We start from the raw sequence: 17,770 nt of genomic DNA on the forward strand, positions 1-17,770 counted from the left end.
CCGAGAGCCGCGTGTCCACCAAGTGCGTCAGCTGCGGCCGCTGCGCCGAGCAGTGCCCGAACGGCGCCATCAAGTTCATCGACTGGGAGGACATCGCGCAGAAGGTCATCGAGCAGGGCGTCGTGAGGACGACGACCCTCGTGCAGGCGTGACGGGCGCCCGATCCGCGTCCCTATCCATGATATTCATCCCATGAAGCGAACGAGAAAGGAAGCAGGGCGATGATGGAAGACGAGGTCATGTTCTCGGTGCTCTCCGCGTGCTTCGCGCCCGTCGACGAGGACGAGTGGAAGCGCGTCGTGGCCGGCACCGCGTGGCCGGACTTCCTCGACGCCGCTCGCCGGGCGTTGCAGGACGACGGGGCCCTCGGGACTTCCCCGACCCCGATATCCGAAGCGCGTCGGCGCTGCCCCTTGCAGGACTTCCTTTCCGTCGGCGAGGTGGACGCCCTGTTCCGCCCTCCGAGCTACGAGGAGAAGCGCGCGTTCGCCGCGCGCCATTTCACCGGAGGCCTGCCCGAATCGGCCATGCCGGTGGAGTCCCTGTACCGCTTGCGGCCGGTTGGCGCGCCGCCCTCCCCGCTCGCGCGGCGAGATGGGTCGTACATGGGGGATTCGGCGTCGTACATGCAGGACCTGGTCGAACGCCTGGGCTTGGAGGTGCCGCCGCAGTTCGCGGCGTGCCCCGACCACCTGGCGCTCGAGCTCGACCTGCTGGCGGTGCTGCTGCGAAGCGGCTTGCAGAGCGAGGCGCGCACGTTCCTCGCCGAACGCTTCGCATGGCTGACCGCCTATCGGATGCGCCTGCTCGCGCTCAAGGACGACGCGAGCTTCTACATCGGGCTGGTCGACGTGCTCATGGGCATTTGGGCACAGAAGTCGCCGGTGGAGATGAGCGCATGAACGACGCCGGACAGGATCGAATTCACGTGCATGCATATAGAGAGGAAACAGCTATGTCTGAGAACGCTATAACCAGGCGGAGCTTCCTGGCCGGCAGTGCGGGGGTCGCGGCTGTCGCGGCCGGCGCCGGCTTCATGAGCTTCGGTTCCTGGGAGCAGGCGCATGCTGCGGGATGGCGCAGGGAAGTGTCCACTGCCCATTCGCTGTGCAACGCCTGCTCGACCAAATGCGGGTTCACCGGATACGTCGAGAACGGCCGCCTTGCCAAGATGATCGCCGACAAGGACCACCCCTACGCCGAGGGCCATCTGTGCGCCCGCGGCTACGGCTACGCCGACATCGCCTACTCGAAGGACCGCCTGACCGATCCGCTGAAGAAGAACGACAAGGGCGAGTTCGAGGCCGTGTCGTGGGAGCAGGCCTACGCGGAGATCGCCGAGAAGGTGAAGTCCATCATCGACTCCTCCGGCCCCGAGGCGCTCGCCATCGTGCAGGACCCGCGCCCGTCCGGCAAGTACTACTCCAAGCGCTTCATGAACGCGCTGGGCAGCCCGAACGTCTACACGCACGGCGCCGCCTGCAACCTGTCGAAGAACTCCGGGTTCACGCAGGTCATCGGCGCGGGCGACTACGTCAGCGACGTGGAGAACTCGAAGATGACGATGTTCATCGGCCGCAGCTACGCCGACGCCATCCGCCCGAGCTCGGTCCACGCGCTGCAGAAGGCGCACGACAACGGCGCGCAGATCGTGCTGGTGGACCCGCGCTGCAACAACTCCATCGCGTTCGCCGACGAGTGGGTGCCCATCAACCCCGGCACCGACCTGGCGCTCGTGCTGGCCATGTCCAACGTGCTCATCTCGAACGGCCTGTACGACAAGGAGTACGTCGCCGCCAACTCGGTGGGCTTCGAGGAGTGGGCCGAGGCCATCAAGGACCACACGCCGGCGTGGGCCGAGGGCGTCACCGGCATCCCGTCCAACACCATCGTCCGCCTCGCCACCTCGTTCGCCGAAGCCGCCCCCGCGGCGTCCATCGAGCCCAGCTGGCGCGGCGCGTTCGGCTGCTCGTACGCGAACTCCGGCGAGACGGCGCGCGCGGTGTGCTGCTTCAACACGCTGCTCGGCTGCTGGAACCAGGAGGGCGGCGCGCTGCTGCTGCCCAGCGTGTCAGCGGGCGACGTCGACAAGGAGAAGTTCCCGTCGGTGCCCAAGGTGGAGGCCAAGATCGCCGGCACCGAGGAGTACCCGCTGGCGCTGTCCAGCATGGGCGTCAACCTCTTCGCGGCCGACCAGGCCAAGAAGGGCGGCATGAAGGGCATGTTCTTCTACAACTCCAACATGGTGGCGGGCTACTCCAACACGGCGTACCTGGCCGAGTGCATGGAGAGCCTGGAGCTGTGCGTGGCCATCGACGTGCAGATGTCCGAGACCTGCATGGCGGCCGACTACGTGCTGCCCGACACCTCCTATTTGGAGCGCCTCGAGCTGCCGGAGTTCATCGGCGGCAAGGTGCCGGCCGTGGCCCTGCGCGACCAGGTGATCGAGAAGGTGCACCCGAACACGAAGCCGGTCGACCAGATCTTCAGCGAGCTGGCCGAGGCGTGCGGCGTGGGCGAGTACTTCCAGTTCGGCGTCGACGAGCTGGCCGACGCGGAGCTCAAGAGCGTGGGCCTGTCCCTCGACGCGCTGAAGAAGACCGGCACGGCCTACTTCCCCGAGAAGGAGTTCTCCTACGGCGGCGTGCCGAAGTGGAAGACGCCCACCGAGAAGATCCAGTTCGCGAGCGACGCCTGTGAGAAGGCGGGGCTTTCCCGCACCCCCGTGTGGGTGGAGCCCCAGACCATGCCGATGGGCAACGAGCTGCGCCTCATCGGCGGCAAGCAGGCCATCCACTCGCACACCCAGACGGCCAACATCGAGTCCCTCATGGAGATCACGAAGAAGTACGGCCTCGACCGCGTGTGGCTCAACGCCGACAAGGCCGCGGAATGGGGCATCTCCGACGGCGACACCGTGGAGGTGTCCAGCGGCGAGCACACGGGCAAGGCGCAGGCGAAGGTGACCCAGCGCATCAACCCGACGGCGCTGTACATGCCCAGCCACTACGGCTGCTCCTCGCCCGACCAGCACACCGCCTACGAGGTGGGCCTGCGCCAGATGGACTTCGTGCCGTTCCACATTGAGCCCGCCTACGGCGGGGCGATGACCCAGGAAGCGGTCGTCACGGTCAAGAAGGTAGGTGCATGATGGCACGGTACGGAATGCTGATCAATACGAAGAAGTGCATCGGCTGCTACGCGTGCCGCGTGGCCTGCCAGCGCCAGAACGGCCTGCTGCCCGACGAGGACTTCATCCGCTACGAGGAGAAGGAGACGGGCACCTACCCCAGCGTGGGCGTCGAGACGGTCCCCCTGCAGTGCATGCACTGCGAGGACGCCCCCTGCGCGTCGGTGTGCCCGACGGGCGCGGCCCATATCGGCCCGAACGGCATCGTGAGCGTCGACCAGGGCCGCTGCATCGGCTGCCTGTACTGCATGGCGGCGTGCCCCTACCAGGTGCGCGTGCGCAACAGCGAGACGGGCGCGGTGGACAAGTGCCGCTTCTGCACCGCGTCCAACTTCGAGTCGGGCACCGAGATGGCCACGTGCGTGACGGCGTGCCCGACGGGCGTCCGCATCTTCGGCGACCTGGACGACCCGAACGGCGAGCTGGTCCGCGAGATCAACCGGACGCACGCCCAGCCCATCGCCGGGGATATAACCAAGTCCAAAGTATTCTACGTGAGGTGATGAACGATGACGTTTGAACCTATTTGGGGCGCCATCATCGCATGGTACCTGTTCCTCGCCGGTCTCGGCGGCGGCGCGTTCGTGACCTCGGCCTTTTTGGGCTGGCGCCATCCCGAGGCGGTGAACATGCGCAAGATCGGGCACATCATCGCCCCCGCCGCGGTGATCGTCGGCCTCGTGCTGCTCATGTTCGACGCGCACGCCGGCTTCATGAACCCGCTGCGCTTCGCGCTGCTGCTGACGAACTTCGGGTCGGTGATGACCTGGGGCGTCGTGTTCCTGGCGGGCTTCACGGTGGTGGCCCTCGCCGCGTTCGTGCTCGATCGCCTGAAGAGGCCGGTGCCGGTGTGGCTCGACATCGCCGGCGTGGCGTTCGGCATCGCCGTGGCCATGTACACGGGCGCCCTCCTGGGCGTGTGCAAGACGTTCCCGCTGTGGAACAACGCGCTGCTGCCCATCCTGTTCCTCGTGTCGGCCCTGTCGGCCGGTGCCGCGTCGGTGCTGGTGGTGGGCATCGTGCGCCATGCCGACGAGTTCAACCGCGCGGGCGTGCTCAAGAAGTTCCACTTCTGCCTGCCCATCATCGAGCTCGTGCTGGTGGCGGCGCTGCTGTTCATCACGTGCACGAACTCCACGGCCGGCTGGAACTCGGTCATGAGCCTGCTGGTGGGCGAGCATGCGCCGCTGTTCTGGATCGGCCTCGTGGCGATCGGCCTCGTGCTGCCCACCGTGCTCGAGACGTGGCTGCTGTTCTTCAGCCCGAAGGAGTTCGAGGAGAGCCGCGCGGCCCACTGGATCAGCTTCGGCTCCGACGCCGGCGTGCTGGTGGGCGGCTTCCTGCTGCGCTACCTCGTGGTGGTCGCGGCCCTGCCGCTGACCATGGTGGTGCCCATGTTGTAGCGGGTCCCCGCACAACCGCTTCGTCGCGCGCCGCCCCTCCGGGGGCGGCGCGCTTGCGTTGAGACGGGGTAGAAGGGGCGATGGAGCGCAACGGTTCCCCGGAAATGCTCCTTGAGGACCGATTCTGCTAAAAATTTTCGTTTGTGAACGATTTCTCGCATGCTATGGATTTTGCGACCCGGTGTTTTTCTCATACCGCTTCAAATGTTCTTGCCAAAATCGTTCACAAACGAGAATTTTTAGCAGAAACGCAATACTCGATTCGCGGAACGGCTTCTGCGTTTGCTCGTCGGAACTCACCTTTCTGCAGGTGGTCGATTCGTTCGACCTCGTTCGGCTCGTCGATTTGGCCTACGAACTGTGCGGAACGTACGACACTTCCACGGGCAACGTGCGAGAATGCGCCCCTCTGACCACGATCGCGAAACTCAAAACGTACGTGGGTAAGTCCGAAGGTGTGCGGGGGAGGAAAAAGGCGTTGCGTGCGCTGCGCTATGCTGCTGACGGATCTGCGTCTCCTCGAGAAACGGTGCTGGCCATGCTGCTGTGCCTTCCCCACAGCTTGGGCGGCTATCGGTTCGCGTTGCCTCAGTTGAACTGCCGTATTGATGTGAGTGCTCGGGCGAAGGCCGTGACTGACAAGAGGTTTTACCGTTGCGACCTCTATTGGTCCGAAGCGAAGCTGGCCGTGGAATACGACAGCGATCTTGAGCATTTGGGCTCCCGCAACGCTGCAAGCGACTCCTCTCGCCGCACAGCTTTGGATGCGCTGGGTGTTACGGTGGTGACAGTGACCACGCTGCAGATCGCAAGTCGCGTAGAGATGGAGCATGTTGCCCATCGCGTGGCGCGCTGCCTTGGAAAGAGGCTGCAATATCGGGAACCTGGCTTTTCGAGCGCCAACCTGAGACTTCGAACGAAACTGCTAAGCAGCTTGCAGGACGAAGGCGTCCTCACGGCTCTACAATGTTGAAGAAGAAGTCGTACGACACCAGGTGTTCGGTGAGCTTCGCGATGACCCCCGGATCGCCCTCGACGACGATGGCGCGCTGCGCTTCCTCGTCGCGGTTGAGGATGGCGAACATTCCCAGCCGTGGCATGGTGAGCGTGGCGTCGGCATCGGGGGACTGGGCGTTGCGCTCGTACAGCACGACGCCAGCGCGCATGGTCAACAGGTAGGGGTCTTCGTCGGTGAACGCCAGATTCACGATGAGGTTCGTATCCTGCGCGGCGTTCGCGTCCACGAGAATGCCCAGGTAGTCCAGCATCATATCCGGCGTCATGGCTTTCTGCACGTCCTGACTGCCGGTTGCCCGGTACTTCGGGTCGGCATCCACGCCGTCGCGGAGCTCTTTCGCGCCGGTGAGGTAGGCGTTGCGCCATGGGCCCGATTCTGCCGTGTAGGCCAGCTGCTCGAGCGCGTCGGCGCACAGCAGGCGCGCCTGCTGATTCGTCGGGTCGGCGAACACGAGGATGTTCGTCACCTGCGCCACCCACTGGTAGTGGCCGTCGTCGAAGTCGCGCGTGGCGCGTGCCAGCACCGCATCCGTATCGCCGAAGTATTCGACGAACTTCTTGGCGGTGTCGACGGGCGCGAGCGGGTGGAGGTTCACGGGGTTCGCATCGTACCAGCCCATGTACTTCTGATAGACGGCCTTGGCGTTATGCGCCACCGTTCCGTAGTACTGGCGCGTGTACCAGTTCTTCTCCAGTGCGGCCGGCAGCTCTATCATGTTCGCGATCTCGTTTTGCGTGTAGCCGAGGTTGAGGTACATGAGCGTCTGGTCGGTGATGAACTTGTACATGGCGGCCGTGTTCTGCAGATACTCGTTCACGAGGTCGGTGCCCCAGTGCGGCCAGTTGTGCGCCTGGAACGTCACCTGCGCCTCGGCGCCGTAACGGGCTTTCGTCTCCATGAGGTAGTTCGCCCAGGCATTGCCGTCGCGCACTTCGGCGCCGCGCAGCGTGTACAGGTTGTGCAGGGTGCCGGTGCAGTTCTCGGCCACCCAGAGGGCGTTCAGATCGGGAAACCAGGTGTTCATCTCGGCAGGTGCTTCGGTGCCGGGCGTCATCTGGAATTCCATGCGCACGCCGTCGACGACGCGCGTCTCGCCCGTGGCGGCGATGACGTCGTTCGGGGCGATGTAGGAGGTGTTGCCCTTCGACTGTCCCAAACCGATGCCGATGCTCAGGCTGCCCTGCGCGCCCGGCTCCAGCATGACACCGTACTGATAGCTGGCGCGACGGCCCATGGCATTGCCGGCGTATACGTTCTCGGCCACGGCATGCTCGGCGAAACCCTGCGGCACGATGAGGGGGATGGCGCGCTCGGCCACGTCCTGCTCGCTGACGATGCCTTTGATGCCGCCGTAGTGGTCGACGTGCGGATGGCTCATGACGATGCCGGTGACGGGGCGCTCGCCCAAGTTCTCGGTGACCAGCGCGAAAGCCGCCTGAGAGCATTCGACGCTCATGAGCGGGTCGAACACGATCCACCCGGTTTCGCCGCGCACGAACGTGATGTTGGTCATGTCGTAGCCGCGCACCTGGTAGATGCCGTCCATGACTTCGAACAGGCCGTACAGGTGGTTGAGCTGGGCGTTGCGCCAGAGGCTGGGATTGGCGGTGTCGGGAGCCTCGGCGGGGAGGCCGTCCGCGTCGTCCAGAAACGCGTACGCCTTCTGGTTCCAAACCAGCTTACCGTCCTCGTCGACGATCTCAAGCGATTCGGGTGCGGCAATGAGGCCGCGGCTGGCGAATTCCCGCTCGCGTTCGTCGGAGAAGTCGAGCAGTGCGTACACGGCTTGATTGGCCTCGGCCGTCGCCGCAGTCGCGCCCTTGCGCATGGCGTCGAGGTCGGGCGCGGCGGTGCTGGCAGGCACATCGCCCGGGTTGGCTGCGCATCCGCAGGCGACCGCGCCGGCGGCGACGAGCGCGCCTGTCGCAAAGGCTCCCGAAACGAATGTGCGTCGATCGATGGGATGATTGCGGGTCATAGGAGTGTTCTCGCTTTCGTCCGGGATCACGCGGCTCACACAATGATAGCATGCCCGCACCGATCGAGCCGCCGTCGGGTACGGCGCCCGGCTCCGCAGGTTCTTCCAGCCCCGTGATCACATGCTGGTCGTGGATCGTGAACGTTCGGCTCAGGGCATGGGGCGCGCCGGCGTCCACCCAGCCCCCGTTCTCGAAGCGCTCGCGAGCAAACGTTGCTGTCAAACGATAGGTGCCATCGCGACCATGCCGTCCGTGGGCAACACCTCTTCGAAGGGGGGGGGGTGCCGTCTACGAGCCGTCGGCGATGGCGGTAGCGCCGGAATCGCTCAATAGCTCGACGTTCCAGGTGGAGGGGTGCAGCCGTTGCGTGCCCCAAGGAACGTCGGTGGCGTCCATACTCGCGCCAATCGTCGCGAAAGGAACGCTCACGTCCGGCTCGAACAGCTGGCCGTCGTCGAAGCCTCCCAGCGCGCGGGCGACCGAATCGCGCTGGGCGCTCGGCCGCAAGGACGAGGCGGTGGCGGTGTTCTCCGAGGTGCTGTCGGCTGTCGCCGCGTACCGGTTCTTCCGCGTGGTGGCCGACGAGGGAGCAGCGGTGGAGCCGGTGCTCAAGAGTCTGGCGGACCGGTTTGCCCGCGGCGCATGGCGGCACCCTCGGCACGGGAGACGAGCGGCGTCTGCCCAATCGTGAAGTCGAGCATGGCCGAACCGGCGCAGGACGCCATCGCGGGTAGGGCGAAGGTCACCTGGTAGTCGCTGACGGTCACGGGCGGATGGGCGGTGGGGCCCGTAGGGCGTGCCGCCGTAGGTTGCGGTTGAGTGCAGGCCGCTTTTGTCGCTATAGGAATATGGCACGATGAAAAACATCATCCAGGATGAGCTTCTTGCCGTATTTCGCCGAGAGTGTTCGCCCGCATCTGTTACCTGCGATTTCGCCGTGCTTGCACTATAATAAGGCGTTTCATGGAAGGGTAATCTGATCAACGGTATCACGAAATATGCTCGCGAATGGTCGCCTGTCGGCCTCGCTATGTCCTGCGTTCTGGCCGGGTTCGCGCTGTGCTTGCACGCCGACAACCTGCTGCTGAGCGCCTATGCGATCGAAGGCGCGTCCGACCTGTTCATCCACTCGTTCCTCGCGGGCGTGGTGGTGCTGTGCGTCGTCGTGTTCGTTTCGGCGCACGACGGGGAGAAGCGGCGTTGGTCGATCGGCGCAGGGCTGCTCGCATCGGTGGCGGGCGTGCTGTGCGCGCTGCTGTACCAGGTGCTTCCCATCGAGGCGAGCGCCGTGGGGGCCGGCTTGTTTCTGGGCTTCGGCTTGACGTGCCTGCTGCGCCAATGGGGGCGCTACTACCGCCTGTTCTCCTACCAGGGCGCGCTGCTCAACACCATGCTGGCGTTTCTGGCGGCATCGTGCTGGTGGTTCGTGGTGTCGCACGCCGGCACGCCGTTCCTGTTCTGCCTCGGCATGCTCGTGCTGGTGTCGTGCGGTGCGTTGCCGCTGTTGGCAAGCCAGATCGTGCAGGCCGACGAAATCAAGGTGGGGCTGCGCAGCGCCGTCGTGGTGAAACCGCTCGAAACGATGCGCGAGGTCATGCAGAAGGGCTGGGCCGCGGTTGCCGGGCTCATGTTCAACTTCTTCACCATCGGCCTGACGCTGTGGACCGAGCGCGTCGACGCCGGCCCGGTGAACGTCGCTTTCAAGCCGGTGGCGTATCTGCTGCTCACTGTCGTTGTGTGGTGGGTCGTCGCGCACGCTTCGCGCGCGACGGACGGCATCCTCCAGGTGTTCTATCGCGTGGCGCTCCCCGTTTCGGCGGCGCTTTTGCTGGCGTGCCCCCTCGTCAACGCAACGGGAGCGCTTTCGGGGTCGATGCTGTTCTCCGTCGCCTCCTATCTGGGCGTGGCGCTGATGAACGTGCTGGGCCTCGTGGTGCTGCTGTGGATGGCGAAAAGCTCCGAGGTGGGATTTTCCAAGGTGTTCGCCGCGTTCTGCTCCAGCTGCGCGGCCAGCGTGGCGGCGGGCATGATCGCGTTCCAGCTGTTCGGCGGCCAGGCGCAGCTGCTGTGGTCGAGCGCGCTGTCGGTCTATCTCGTGGCGATGGTGCTGAGCGAGATGGTTGCGGCCGCGGGGCGCCGTCACGGGGTGTGCGAAGCCGTGCGCGAAACCGTGTGCGAGGCGGGCGCGGAGGATGAGCTGCTCGACTTGGTCGAGGAGCTCGAATAGCCGCGCGCCGAGCCATCGGCGCTGTGTTGATTTGACGCGAGCACGGGCGCCAATCTCGTCTGCAAGTAGGAGGAGCGCTATCATATATGCAGATGAAACGGGGTGCATTACCGGTTCGCTCCCCGAACGAACGAAGAAGGAGATGCCCATGGACGCACGCGTGTATGAACTTCTGAACGATCAGATCAACAAGGAGCTGTATTCCTCGTATCTGTACCTGTCCTTCGCCGACTACTACGAGGAGGAGGGCCTCGAAGGCTTCGCCAACTGGTACGAGATCCAGGCCAAGGAAGAGCGCGACCACGCCCTCATCTTCCGCAACTACCTGCACGAGAACGGCTGCAAGGTGAAGCTGCTGGCCATCGACCAGCCCGACAAGGAGTTCACCAACTTCCTGGAGCCGCTCGAGGCCGCCCTCACGCACGAGAAGTACGTCACGAGCCTCATCAACGACATCTACGCCGCTGCTGCCGAGGTGAAGGACTACCGCACCATGAAGTTCCTCGACTGGTTCATCGAGGAGCAGCAGGAGGAAGAGGACAACGCCGACAAGATGATCACGCGCATGAAGCTGTTCGGCTCCGACGCGAAGGCCCTCTACGACCTCGATCAGGAAAACGCCGCGCGCGTCTACTCCGTCCCGAGCCCTCTGGCCACCGCGTAAGCGCGCACCGTACTTCACCGCCAAAAACGCCCCCGGCCAACCGGGGGCGTTTTTTTTTGCGCCCGGAGGACAAGCGAGCCCCTTACCCGGCTTCAACAAGGCGTTGACGGCGGGGTGACGGATAGCAACGATTTGGTTGTTCACCTGCACAAAAACGCTTGCGGGGGTTCGCAAGGAGAACAAAAGAGCGTACAATCTGCGTTGTCCGACAGTTGATAAAAAAATCGCAATACGAACGAATAAAGACTATCTTCGCCAAGTAAACAGTCTCGTAAGGTATTGCTACGAACATCGCGAAAGCGATGGGCTAGTAGGCTTTCAGCCAAGCGGTACTGTCGGTATTCCTTTCGATGAGACCGGGGATCACTCCCCGGTCTCGTTGCGTTTCGGCGATGGTATGCGCGTAGGTAACGCTGGGAAAAAGCATCGAGGCCCTCATCGTTTATTGGCGTACACTGTGCTGGTACCACAGAATGGCGCGACGCCGACCACGGCACCGCTGCGCCGATACGCACCTTCGAACGAATACGATAGGAGCAGGTAATGCAAACTGCTTTGTTATGGGCCGCCGGCGGAACCGGCTTCACCTTTCTCATGACCACGCTGGGCGCCGCCTCGGTGTTCTTGTTCCGCAAGCGCAACAGCATGGTGTTTCAACAGGTATTTCTCGGGTTCGCCGCAGGCGTGATGGTGGCGGCGTCCGTGTGGTCGCTGCTCATTCCCGCCATCGAGCGCGCGGAGGAGGCGGGACAGATCGGGTGGATTCCCGCAGCGGGAGGCTTCGCCATCGGCGTGGTGTTCCTCATGGTGCTGCACCAGCTGCTGCCGCACCTGCATCCGGGCGAGAGCAAGCCCGAGGGCCTGCCCAGCAAGTGGGATCGTCCGACGCTGCTGTTCACGGCCGTCACGCTGCACAACATCCCCGAGGGCATGAGCGTGGGCTTGCTGTTCGCCATGGCGGCGCAGAACGGCGGCGATCCGGGCATGTTCGGCATGGCCGTGGCGCTGGCCATCGGCATCGGCATCCAGAACGTGCCCGAGGGCGCGGCCGTGGCGCTGCCCATGCTGCAGGAAGGCATGAGCGCGCCGAAAGCGTTCGCGCTGGGCACGCTGTCGGGCCTGGCCGAGCCTGTGTTCGGCATCCTCGTGGTGCTGTTCGCGGGGCTCATCTCGCCGTACATGCCGTGGATGCTGGCGTTCTCGGCCGGGGCCATGATGTACGTCGTGGTGGAGGAGCTCATCCCCGAGGCGCACCTGGGCGAGCACTCCAACGCCGGCACCCTCGGCGTGATGGCCGGCTTCCTCGTGATGATGATCCTGGACGTGGCGCTGGGGTAAGGCGCTGCGCGCCAGGCGTTCGTGCTCGGCGTCTGGAGCGGCGGCGCCGTGCCGGGTCGTCGAGTTATGCACCCCTCTGTCATTGAAAAGGGCCTAAAAATGACCTGTCCTCGAGTTATGCACCCTCTCTCGGCGGGCAGCGGGGGTTCCGTGACCGAAGTGAGCAGATTCACCTGGGATTTTGCGCACGCTTCGAGCTCGGCTCTCTTTCCGAGCGCCCAGCGGGGTTGCCAAAGGGGTGCATAACTCGAGAACCTTGCAGGAAACGCGCGAACCGGCGTGCTCGCGTGGCGGGTCGCTGTTGGTTGACAGACTGCTATAATCGCGTTGTCGTGTACGTCGAAGCGGGAACGTGGACCATGTTCAACAACCTGATCGTCGCATATCTCTTCCTGGGCGGTATGGGCGCGGGGGCTTGCTGCGTGCTGAACGTGCTGGGCTTCGCGACGGAGCGTGCGGGCATCGCGCCGCGGCGGCTGTTCGGCTTCGGGTTCCTCATCGCTTCGGCCGTGTGCACGGTGGGCGCGTTCTGCCTGCTCGCCGACATGAGGCGACCCGACGAGATACTGATCCTCCTCACCGAGCCCACGCTTTCGGTGGTGTCGGTGGGCGCCTACACGCTGGCGGCCACCATCCTGTGCGGGGTGTTCTCGGGGCTGGCATGGCTGCGGGTGTTCCCGGTTCCTCCGCTGGCGATGCGCATCGTCGCGGCGGTTCACCTCGTGCTGGCGTGCGCGGTTATGACGTACACCGCGTTGCTGCTCATGGCGTTCTCGGGTGTGCCGCTCTTCCGATCGCCGCTGCTCATCCCGCTGTTTTTGGCATCGTCGCTCTCGTGTGGCGCGGCGGCCGTCACGCTGTGCGCCGTCGCCACGAGAACGTGGGACAGCTTCGCGCCCGCGATGCGCCGCGTGGCGCTGGCGGATGCGGCGGTGCTGGTGGTGGAGCTGCTCGTGCTGGCGGCCTTCGTGCTGGCGAGCCTCCAGGATGCACCTGCGTCGGCATGGCGGCTGATCGGCGGAAGCGCGGCGGTCCCGTTCTGGGCCGGCCTCGTGGCGATCGGCATCGTCGCGCCGCTCGTGTTGTACGTGCTGGCGCGCAAGGTGCCCACGCTGCGCGTCCATCCGTTCGTTCCGGCGGCGCTCGTGCTGGTAGGCGGGTTCGTGCTGCGGTGGTGTATTCTGGCGGCGGCGTGAGCCGTTGGTGTACTCTGATCACGATAGATAGTCAGGTGCGAGATAAGCGGGGAATGAGGACAACCGATCGTGTTTCACTTCGAGAAGAACGAAGAAAGCCGCGTGCCTCTGTGGATGCAGCTGCGCAACCGCCTGGTGTACCTGATCAACTCGGGGCACTACCAGCCGGGCGACCAGCTGCCGACGATCCACGAGATGGCGATCGACCTCTCGATCAACTACAACACGGTCAGCAAGGTGTACACGAGCTTGGCGAACGACGGCTACATCACGTCGAAGCGCGGCGTGGGCGCGTTCGTCAACGGGTTCGACGCGGGGGAGAGCAGGGAGCAGGCCGATGCGATCGAGCAAGCGCTCGACGAGTGCATCGCCGCGCTGACGGATATCGGGCTGTCGAACCGCGACATCGAGGCCGCCATGAGGACGCGCGTCCGCAAACTGGAGCAAGAGGCCGGCACGTATCCGTCGCACGAGTAAGGGGGAGGACGTTCATGGGGATGAAACGAAACGACGAGGGCAGGGAGAACGGCAGCGGGAAGCCGCGCCGCGTGACGGTGGCGCCGCCGGGCGAGGGCGACCCGATGCAGCGGGCGTCGCGCAACGGCGTGTACTTCCTCCAGGCGATGATCATCGTGGCGGCTTTCCTGGTCGTGTGCTGCGTATTCTACCTGGCCAGCGGCAAGATCGGCTTCTTCGCCATCGCCGTGGCCGTCTTCGCCGCCATCGTGGTGGCATCGTCGGTTCACATCGCGCAGCAGTGGGAGCGCATGGTGGTGATGCGCCTGGGCAAGCTGAAGTGCGTGAAGGGACCCGGGCTGTTCTTCACCATCCCGTTCATCGAGTACAGCACGATGCGCATCGACGTGCGCATCCGCACCACGGCGTTCGGCGCGGAGGAGACGCTGTCCACCGACCTCGTGCCCCTCGACGTGGACGCGGTGGTGTTCTGGATGGTGCACGATGCCGAGCGCGCATGCGTCGCGGTGGACGACTACGCCAACCAGCTGCTGTTCTCCGCGCAGACCATCCTGCGCGACGCCATCGGCCGCGCGACGGCCGCCGAGGTGACGGCGCGCCGCGATCAGCTGGACCGCGAACTCAAGCGACTGCTGGAGGAGAAGGTGTCGGAATGGGGCATCACGGTGCTGTCGGTGGAGGTGCGCAACATCCTGCTGCCCGAAGAGTTGCAGGACGTCATGTCGTTGGAGGCGCAGGCCGAGCAGAAGAAGAAAGCGCGCCTGATCCTCATGGAAGCCGAGCCGGAAATCTCGGCGATGATCGAGCGCTACGCGCACACCTACGACGACGATACGGCGCTTGAGCTGCGGAAAATGTACCTGCTCTACGAGGGCGTCAAGGAGGGGAAGGGCACGGTCGTGGTGCCCAGCTCGTGGAACGAGGGGTTCGCCGACAAGGTGAGCGAAGCGTCTTCCCCGAAGCCTGCGAAATAACCTGAGCGGGGAATCATCTAAAACTAGAATAATGCAATCCCCCGTAGCCTCTTGAGTTTTCATATGAAAAGTGTTTTCATATGAAAACTAGAGGGGTTGGCCAATCCTGACACGGCAAGAGGGTTCTCGAAATGCGTGCGTGCGTGGTGACCCATGCGCGTTCGCCCTGGATTTCGAAGGGGGAGACATGTCTTGGACGAATGAAACGTCAGGCCTCACGAGGCGGAGTTTTCTGAAGTCGACGGCGGTTGTCGCAGGAGGGGTGTGGGCCGGCACGGCACTGGGGTGCGCGCCGAGCACATCGGGCTCCGACGACGGCGCGGCCGAAACGCAGCAGGTCAACGAGGAGCACTTCAACGTGTGCTGCCGTCCGAACTGCTTCAACACCTGCATGATGACCGCTACGGTGCGCGACGGCAAGCTGGTGAAAACGGCTCCGGCCGATTTTCCGAGCCCCGAGTTCAACCGCATCTGCCTGCGCGGCTTGGTCAGCAATGAGAACATCTATCATCCCGATCGCGTGCTGTATCCGATGAAGCAGACGGGCGCGCGCGGCAGCGACCAGTGGGAGCGCGTGAGCTGGGACGAGGCGATCGACGACATCGCCGCGAAGATCAAGGGCTATCGCGAGGAGTTCGGCGACTCGTCCATCTTCAAAACCTCGGGCTCGAGCGTGTACCACGCCACGAGCGGCACGCCGGGCAAGCTGTTCGGCACCATCAACGCGTCCACGATGAGCGGCCCGCTGGACGCCGGCAACATGTACGGCATCATGCGCGTGTTCGGGTACGGCGGCTCGCCGTGGCCCGGCAACGACCAGCGCGATTACGTGAACGCGAAGAACCTGTTTCTGTGGTGCAACAATCTGACCGATGCGCAGATCCACGACTGGCACTTCGTCGCCGACGCCATCGAGGCGGGCGCGAACGTCATCTGCATCGACCCGATCTACACGCAGATGGCCGCGAAGTCGCACAAGTGGGTACCCATCCGCCCCGGCGCCGACCTGCAGCTGATCATGTCCATGATGTACGTCATGTTGGAGGAAGACCTGGTCGACTGGGACTTCATCAAGCAGCATACGGTGGCTCCGTTCCTGGTGAAGGATGCCGACGGGCTATTCCTGCGCATGAGCGATTTGGGCGTGGAGCCCACGAAGGGCGATATCGACCCCACGACCGGCGAGCCGGCGATCATCGACCCGTACGCGGTGTGGGACGAGGACGCGGGTGCCGCCGCCGAGCTCTCGACGGTGGCCAACGCGGCGATCGAAGGTGCGTTCGACGTCGAAGGCATCGCCGTGCATACGGCGTTCACCCTGCTGAAAGCCGAGATCGAGAAGTTCGCCCCCGCGCAGGCGTCCACGATGTGCGACGTGCCGGAGGAAACCATCGTCGAGCTGGCGCGCCTCGCCTGCGACGGCCCGGTCACGCACCGCGTCGGATGGGGCACGCAGGCCTACGACAACGGCCTTGCTCCTCACGTCGCAGGCGCGACGATGGCGGCGCTCGCCGGCCAGCTGGGCAAGCCGGGCGCGAACTACAGCTCGGCCGTGTGGATGTCGTGGGCGGGCGGCAACAAGGCCGCGACCTCGCCCGCAACGCCGGCGACCTCGCCCACCATCGCGTACATGAACATGCCCGAAGTGTTCGCGAGCGGCCAGTACCTCGGCGCTCCCATCACGCCCAAGGCGCTGTGGGTGTATTCGGGCAACCCGCTGTGCACCTGGTGCGACACGAACGCGCTGCGCGACGACATCTTCGCCAACTTCGAGCTGGTGGTCACCGTGGACTACATGATGACCGACACGGCGCGCTACTCCGATTACGTGCTGCCGTGCGCCCACTGGTTCGAGTACGAGGATGCCATCACGAGCGGCAACACCTACCATGTCATCCACTCAGAGAAGGCCATCGAGCCTTTGGGCGAGGCGCTGTGCGACCTCGACATCATGCGCAAGCTGGGCATGGCGCTCGGGTTGGACGACAACCTGTTCCCGGACAGCAACGAGGCGTTCCTGCGCGAGTACTTCGACAGCGAGCTGGCCGCGAAGCAGGGCATCACGTACGACGCGCTGTGCGAGAAGAACGCCATCCACGCGTACGGCGACTACTTCATGCAGTGGCAGGACCTCACGTTCGCCACGCCGTCGGGCCGCGCGGAGTTCTACGTCGAGAAGCCCACGCCGTACGGCGTGACGGGGAAGACGCCCGACCTGTCGCGCGAGCACCTTCCCACCTGGTTCGAGCCCCGCGAGGCGTGGCCGACGAACCCGCTGGCCGAGCAGTACCCGTTCGTGCTCATGTCCGAGCGCCCGCGCTTCCGCGTGCACGGCCAGTGGTCGTACAACCGCATCCTGCGCGAGCTTGATCCGGAGCCTACGGTGAAGATCAACCCGGCCGATGCCGCCGAGGCCGGTCTGGCCGACGGCGTGCTGGTTGAATGCTACAACGACCATGGCCATGCGGTTGCCAAGCTCGTGTACAACGAGGCCATCCGTCCGGGCACCCTCGTGTACCCGAAAAGCTGGCAATCCGACCAGCACGTGGCGGGCGGCTGGTCCGAGCCGCTCTCGCGCGAGACCGACGCCGTGCTGGTCAACCAGAGCTTCATGGACTGCTTGGTGGGCATTCGCGCTTGGGAAGGAGTTGAGTAACGATGACGCAATACGGAATGGTTATCGACGTCAAGCGGTGCATCGCGTGCAGCACGTGCGTCGTGGGATGCAAGGTTGAGAACAATCTGCCGCAGGATATGTGGTGGAACAAAGTGGTGAACGAGGGCGGCGAGAACCCCGATTCTCCGGCCGGCACGTACGGCGGCGAGATGAGCATGTCGTCCTACACGCTGTCGTGCCAGCACTGCGCCAAGCCGGCCTGCGTGGCGGTGTGCGCGACGGGCGCGACGTGGAAAGACGAGGAAACCGGCATCGTGATGATCGATGCTGAGAAGTGCATCGGCTGCGGCCTGTGCGTGGAGGCCTGCCCCTATGGCGTGCGCTCGCTGCAGGAGGGCGACCCCGTGCAGTACGCCGACTTCGCCTTCGGCGCGGCGAACGCCCCCGCGCACCTGGCGGGCACGGCCGAGAAATGCACGTTCTGCCACCATCGCGTGAAGGACGGCGACGTGCCGTTCTGCGTGGAGGTGTGCCCCGGTCGCGCGCGCTTCTTCGGCGACTTGGACGATCCGAATTCCGAGGTGGCGAAGCTGGCTGCCCAAAGCAACGCCGAGCAGCTGCTGGCCGATGCGGGCACCGGTCCGAACGTCTATCTGCTGCGCTAGATGCTGCGCGTGCGGCGCCCCG

Annotated in this window: 16 protein-coding genes; 15 read left to right on the forward strand and 1 reads right to left on the reverse strand. The window is 64.7% G+C overall.

The annotated features are described in order from the left end of the window. Nucleotides 1-11 precede the first annotated feature (11 nt). From H8S61_RS15420 to H8S61_RS15445, 6 genes are all read left to right on the forward strand, one after another. Nucleotides 12-152 (forward strand): 4Fe-4S binding protein, encoded by a 141-nt coding sequence (locus H8S61_RS15420; RefSeq protein WP_366458611.1) that lies wholly within the window; start codon nucleotides 12-14, stop codon nucleotides 150-152. A gap of 69 nt (nucleotides 153-221) precedes the next feature. Then, nucleotides 222-902, forward strand: coding sequence for a molecular chaperone TorD family protein (locus H8S61_RS15425; protein ID WP_255466655.1), 681 nt, complete (start codon nucleotides 222-224; stop codon nucleotides 900-902). Nucleotides 903-955: 53 nt separating this feature from the next. After that, the gene (locus H8S61_RS15430; protein ID WP_160940981.1) at nucleotides 956-3,151 is read left to right on the forward strand and encodes a molybdopterin-containing oxidoreductase family protein; all 2,196 of its coding nucleotides are present in this window, start codon (nucleotides 956-958) and stop codon (nucleotides 3,149-3,151) included. After that, nucleotides 3,151-3,693: a 4Fe-4S dicluster domain-containing protein gene (locus H8S61_RS15435; protein ID WP_186939676.1), complete on the forward strand. Its 543-nt coding sequence runs from the start codon at nucleotides 3,151-3,153 to the stop codon at nucleotides 3,691-3,693. Before H8S61_RS15430 ends, H8S61_RS15435 begins: the two co-directional genes overlap by 1 nt. A gap of 6 nt (nucleotides 3,694-3,699) precedes the next feature. Beyond that, nucleotides 3,700-4,593 carry an NrfD/PsrC family molybdoenzyme membrane anchor subunit gene (nrfD, locus tag H8S61_RS15440; protein WP_186939613.1) on the forward strand — a complete coding sequence of 298 codons (894 nt, stop codon included), beginning with the start codon at nucleotides 3,700-3,702 and terminating at the stop codon, nucleotides 4,591-4,593. 181 nt (nucleotides 4,594-4,774) lie between these two features. Continuing rightward, nucleotides 4,775-5,566 carry a hypothetical protein gene (locus tag H8S61_RS15445; RefSeq protein ID WP_186939614.1) on the forward strand — a complete coding sequence of 264 codons (792 nt, stop codon included), beginning with the start codon at nucleotides 4,775-4,777 and terminating at the stop codon, nucleotides 5,564-5,566. Here H8S61_RS15445 and H8S61_RS15450 read toward each other — a convergent pair. Next, on the reverse strand, nucleotides 5,547-7,475 hold the full coding sequence (locus H8S61_RS15450) for an alkyl/aryl-sulfatase (protein ID WP_222617750.1): 1,929 nt from the start codon (nucleotides 7,473-7,475) through the stop codon (nucleotides 5,547-5,549). The two genes, H8S61_RS15445 and H8S61_RS15450, sit on opposite strands and share 20 nt — an antisense overlap. A gap of 500 nt (nucleotides 7,476-7,975) precedes the next feature. Between H8S61_RS15450 and H8S61_RS15455 the strand changes: the two genes are divergently transcribed. The 9 genes from H8S61_RS15455 (at nucleotide 7,976) to H8S61_RS15495 (ending at nucleotide 17,748) form a co-directional block, all read left to right on the forward strand. After that, nucleotides 7,976-8,281, forward strand: a complete 306-nt coding sequence (locus tag H8S61_RS15455) for a hypothetical protein (RefSeq protein ID WP_186939616.1) — start codon at nucleotides 7,976-7,978, stop codon at nucleotides 8,279-8,281. Between the two features lie 339 nt (nucleotides 8,282-8,620). After that, nucleotides 8,621-9,817: a hypothetical protein gene (locus H8S61_RS15460; protein WP_255466656.1), complete on the forward strand. Its 1,197-nt coding sequence runs from the start codon at nucleotides 8,621-8,623 to the stop codon at nucleotides 9,815-9,817. Nucleotides 9,818-9,965: 148 nt separating this feature from the next. Beyond that, on the forward strand, nucleotides 9,966-10,481 hold the full coding sequence (locus tag H8S61_RS15465) for a ferritin (protein WP_154332435.1): 516 nt from the start codon (nucleotides 9,966-9,968) through the stop codon (nucleotides 10,479-10,481). Between the two features lie 543 nt (nucleotides 10,482-11,024). Next, nucleotides 11,025-11,819 carry a ZIP family metal transporter gene (locus tag H8S61_RS15470; protein ID WP_160940987.1) on the forward strand — a complete coding sequence of 265 codons (795 nt, stop codon included), beginning with the start codon at nucleotides 11,025-11,027 and terminating at the stop codon, nucleotides 11,817-11,819. Nucleotides 11,820-12,178: 359 nt separating this feature from the next. Continuing rightward, on the forward strand, nucleotides 12,179-13,015 hold the full coding sequence (nrfD, locus tag H8S61_RS15475) for an NrfD/PsrC family molybdoenzyme membrane anchor subunit (RefSeq protein ID WP_186939617.1): 837 nt from the start codon (nucleotides 12,179-12,181) through the stop codon (nucleotides 13,013-13,015). Between the two features lie 69 nt (nucleotides 13,016-13,084). Beyond that, complete coding sequence (locus tag H8S61_RS15480) at nucleotides 13,085-13,492, forward strand: GntR family transcriptional regulator (protein ID WP_160940989.1); 408 nt, start codon at nucleotides 13,085-13,087, stop codon at nucleotides 13,490-13,492. 14 nt (nucleotides 13,493-13,506) lie between these two features. Then, nucleotides 13,507-14,466: a slipin family protein gene (locus tag H8S61_RS15485; RefSeq protein ID WP_255466657.1), complete on the forward strand. Its 960-nt coding sequence runs from the start codon at nucleotides 13,507-13,509 to the stop codon at nucleotides 14,464-14,466. Between the two features lie 187 nt (nucleotides 14,467-14,653). Then, the gene (locus H8S61_RS15490; protein ID WP_186939618.1) at nucleotides 14,654-17,122 is read left to right on the forward strand and encodes a molybdopterin-containing oxidoreductase family protein; all 2,469 of its coding nucleotides are present in this window, start codon (nucleotides 14,654-14,656) and stop codon (nucleotides 17,120-17,122) included. 2 nt (nucleotides 17,123-17,124) lie between these two features. Continuing rightward, nucleotides 17,125-17,748: a 4Fe-4S dicluster domain-containing protein gene (locus H8S61_RS15495; RefSeq protein WP_186939619.1), complete on the forward strand. Its 624-nt coding sequence runs from the start codon at nucleotides 17,125-17,127 to the stop codon at nucleotides 17,746-17,748. Nucleotides 17,749-17,770: the final 22 nt, after the last annotated feature.

This window comes from Eggerthella hominis (assembly GCF_014287365.1).
GTDB lineage: Bacteria > Actinomycetota > Coriobacteriia > Coriobacteriales > Eggerthellaceae > Eggerthella > Eggerthella guodeyinii.

Bases quoted from the DNA above. Each gene is read 5' to 3' on its own strand.
- H8S61_RS15425 (WP_255466655.1), top strand. From the start codon at position 222: ATGATGGAAGACGAGGTCATGTTCTCGGTGCTCTCCGCGTGCTTCGCG.
- H8S61_RS15430 (WP_160940981.1), top strand. From the start codon at position 956: ATGTCTGAGAACGCTATAACCAGGCGGAGCTTCCTGGCCGGCAGTGCG.
- H8S61_RS15435 (WP_186939676.1), top strand. From the start codon at position 3,151: ATGGCACGGTACGGAATGCTGATCAATACGAAGAAGTGCATCGGCTGC.
- nrfD (WP_186939613.1), top strand. From the start codon at position 3,700: ATGACGTTTGAACCTATTTGGGGCGCCATCATCGCATGGTACCTGTTC.
- H8S61_RS15460 (WP_255466656.1), top strand. From the start codon at position 8,621: ATGTCCTGCGTTCTGGCCGGGTTCGCGCTGTGCTTGCACGCCGACAAC.
- H8S61_RS15465 (WP_154332435.1), top strand. From the start codon at position 9,966: ATGGACGCACGCGTGTATGAACTTCTGAACGATCAGATCAACAAGGAG.
- H8S61_RS15470 (WP_160940987.1), top strand. From the start codon at position 11,025: ATGCAAACTGCTTTGTTATGGGCCGCCGGCGGAACCGGCTTCACCTTT.
- nrfD (WP_186939617.1), top strand. From the start codon at position 12,179: ATGTTCAACAACCTGATCGTCGCATATCTCTTCCTGGGCGGTATGGGC.
- H8S61_RS15485 (WP_255466657.1), top strand. From the start codon at position 13,507: ATGGGGATGAAACGAAACGACGAGGGCAGGGAGAACGGCAGCGGGAAG.
- H8S61_RS15490 (WP_186939618.1), top strand. From the start codon at position 14,654: ATGTCTTGGACGAATGAAACGTCAGGCCTCACGAGGCGGAGTTTTCTG.
- H8S61_RS15495 (WP_186939619.1), top strand. From the start codon at position 17,125: ATGACGCAATACGGAATGGTTATCGACGTCAAGCGGTGCATCGCGTGC.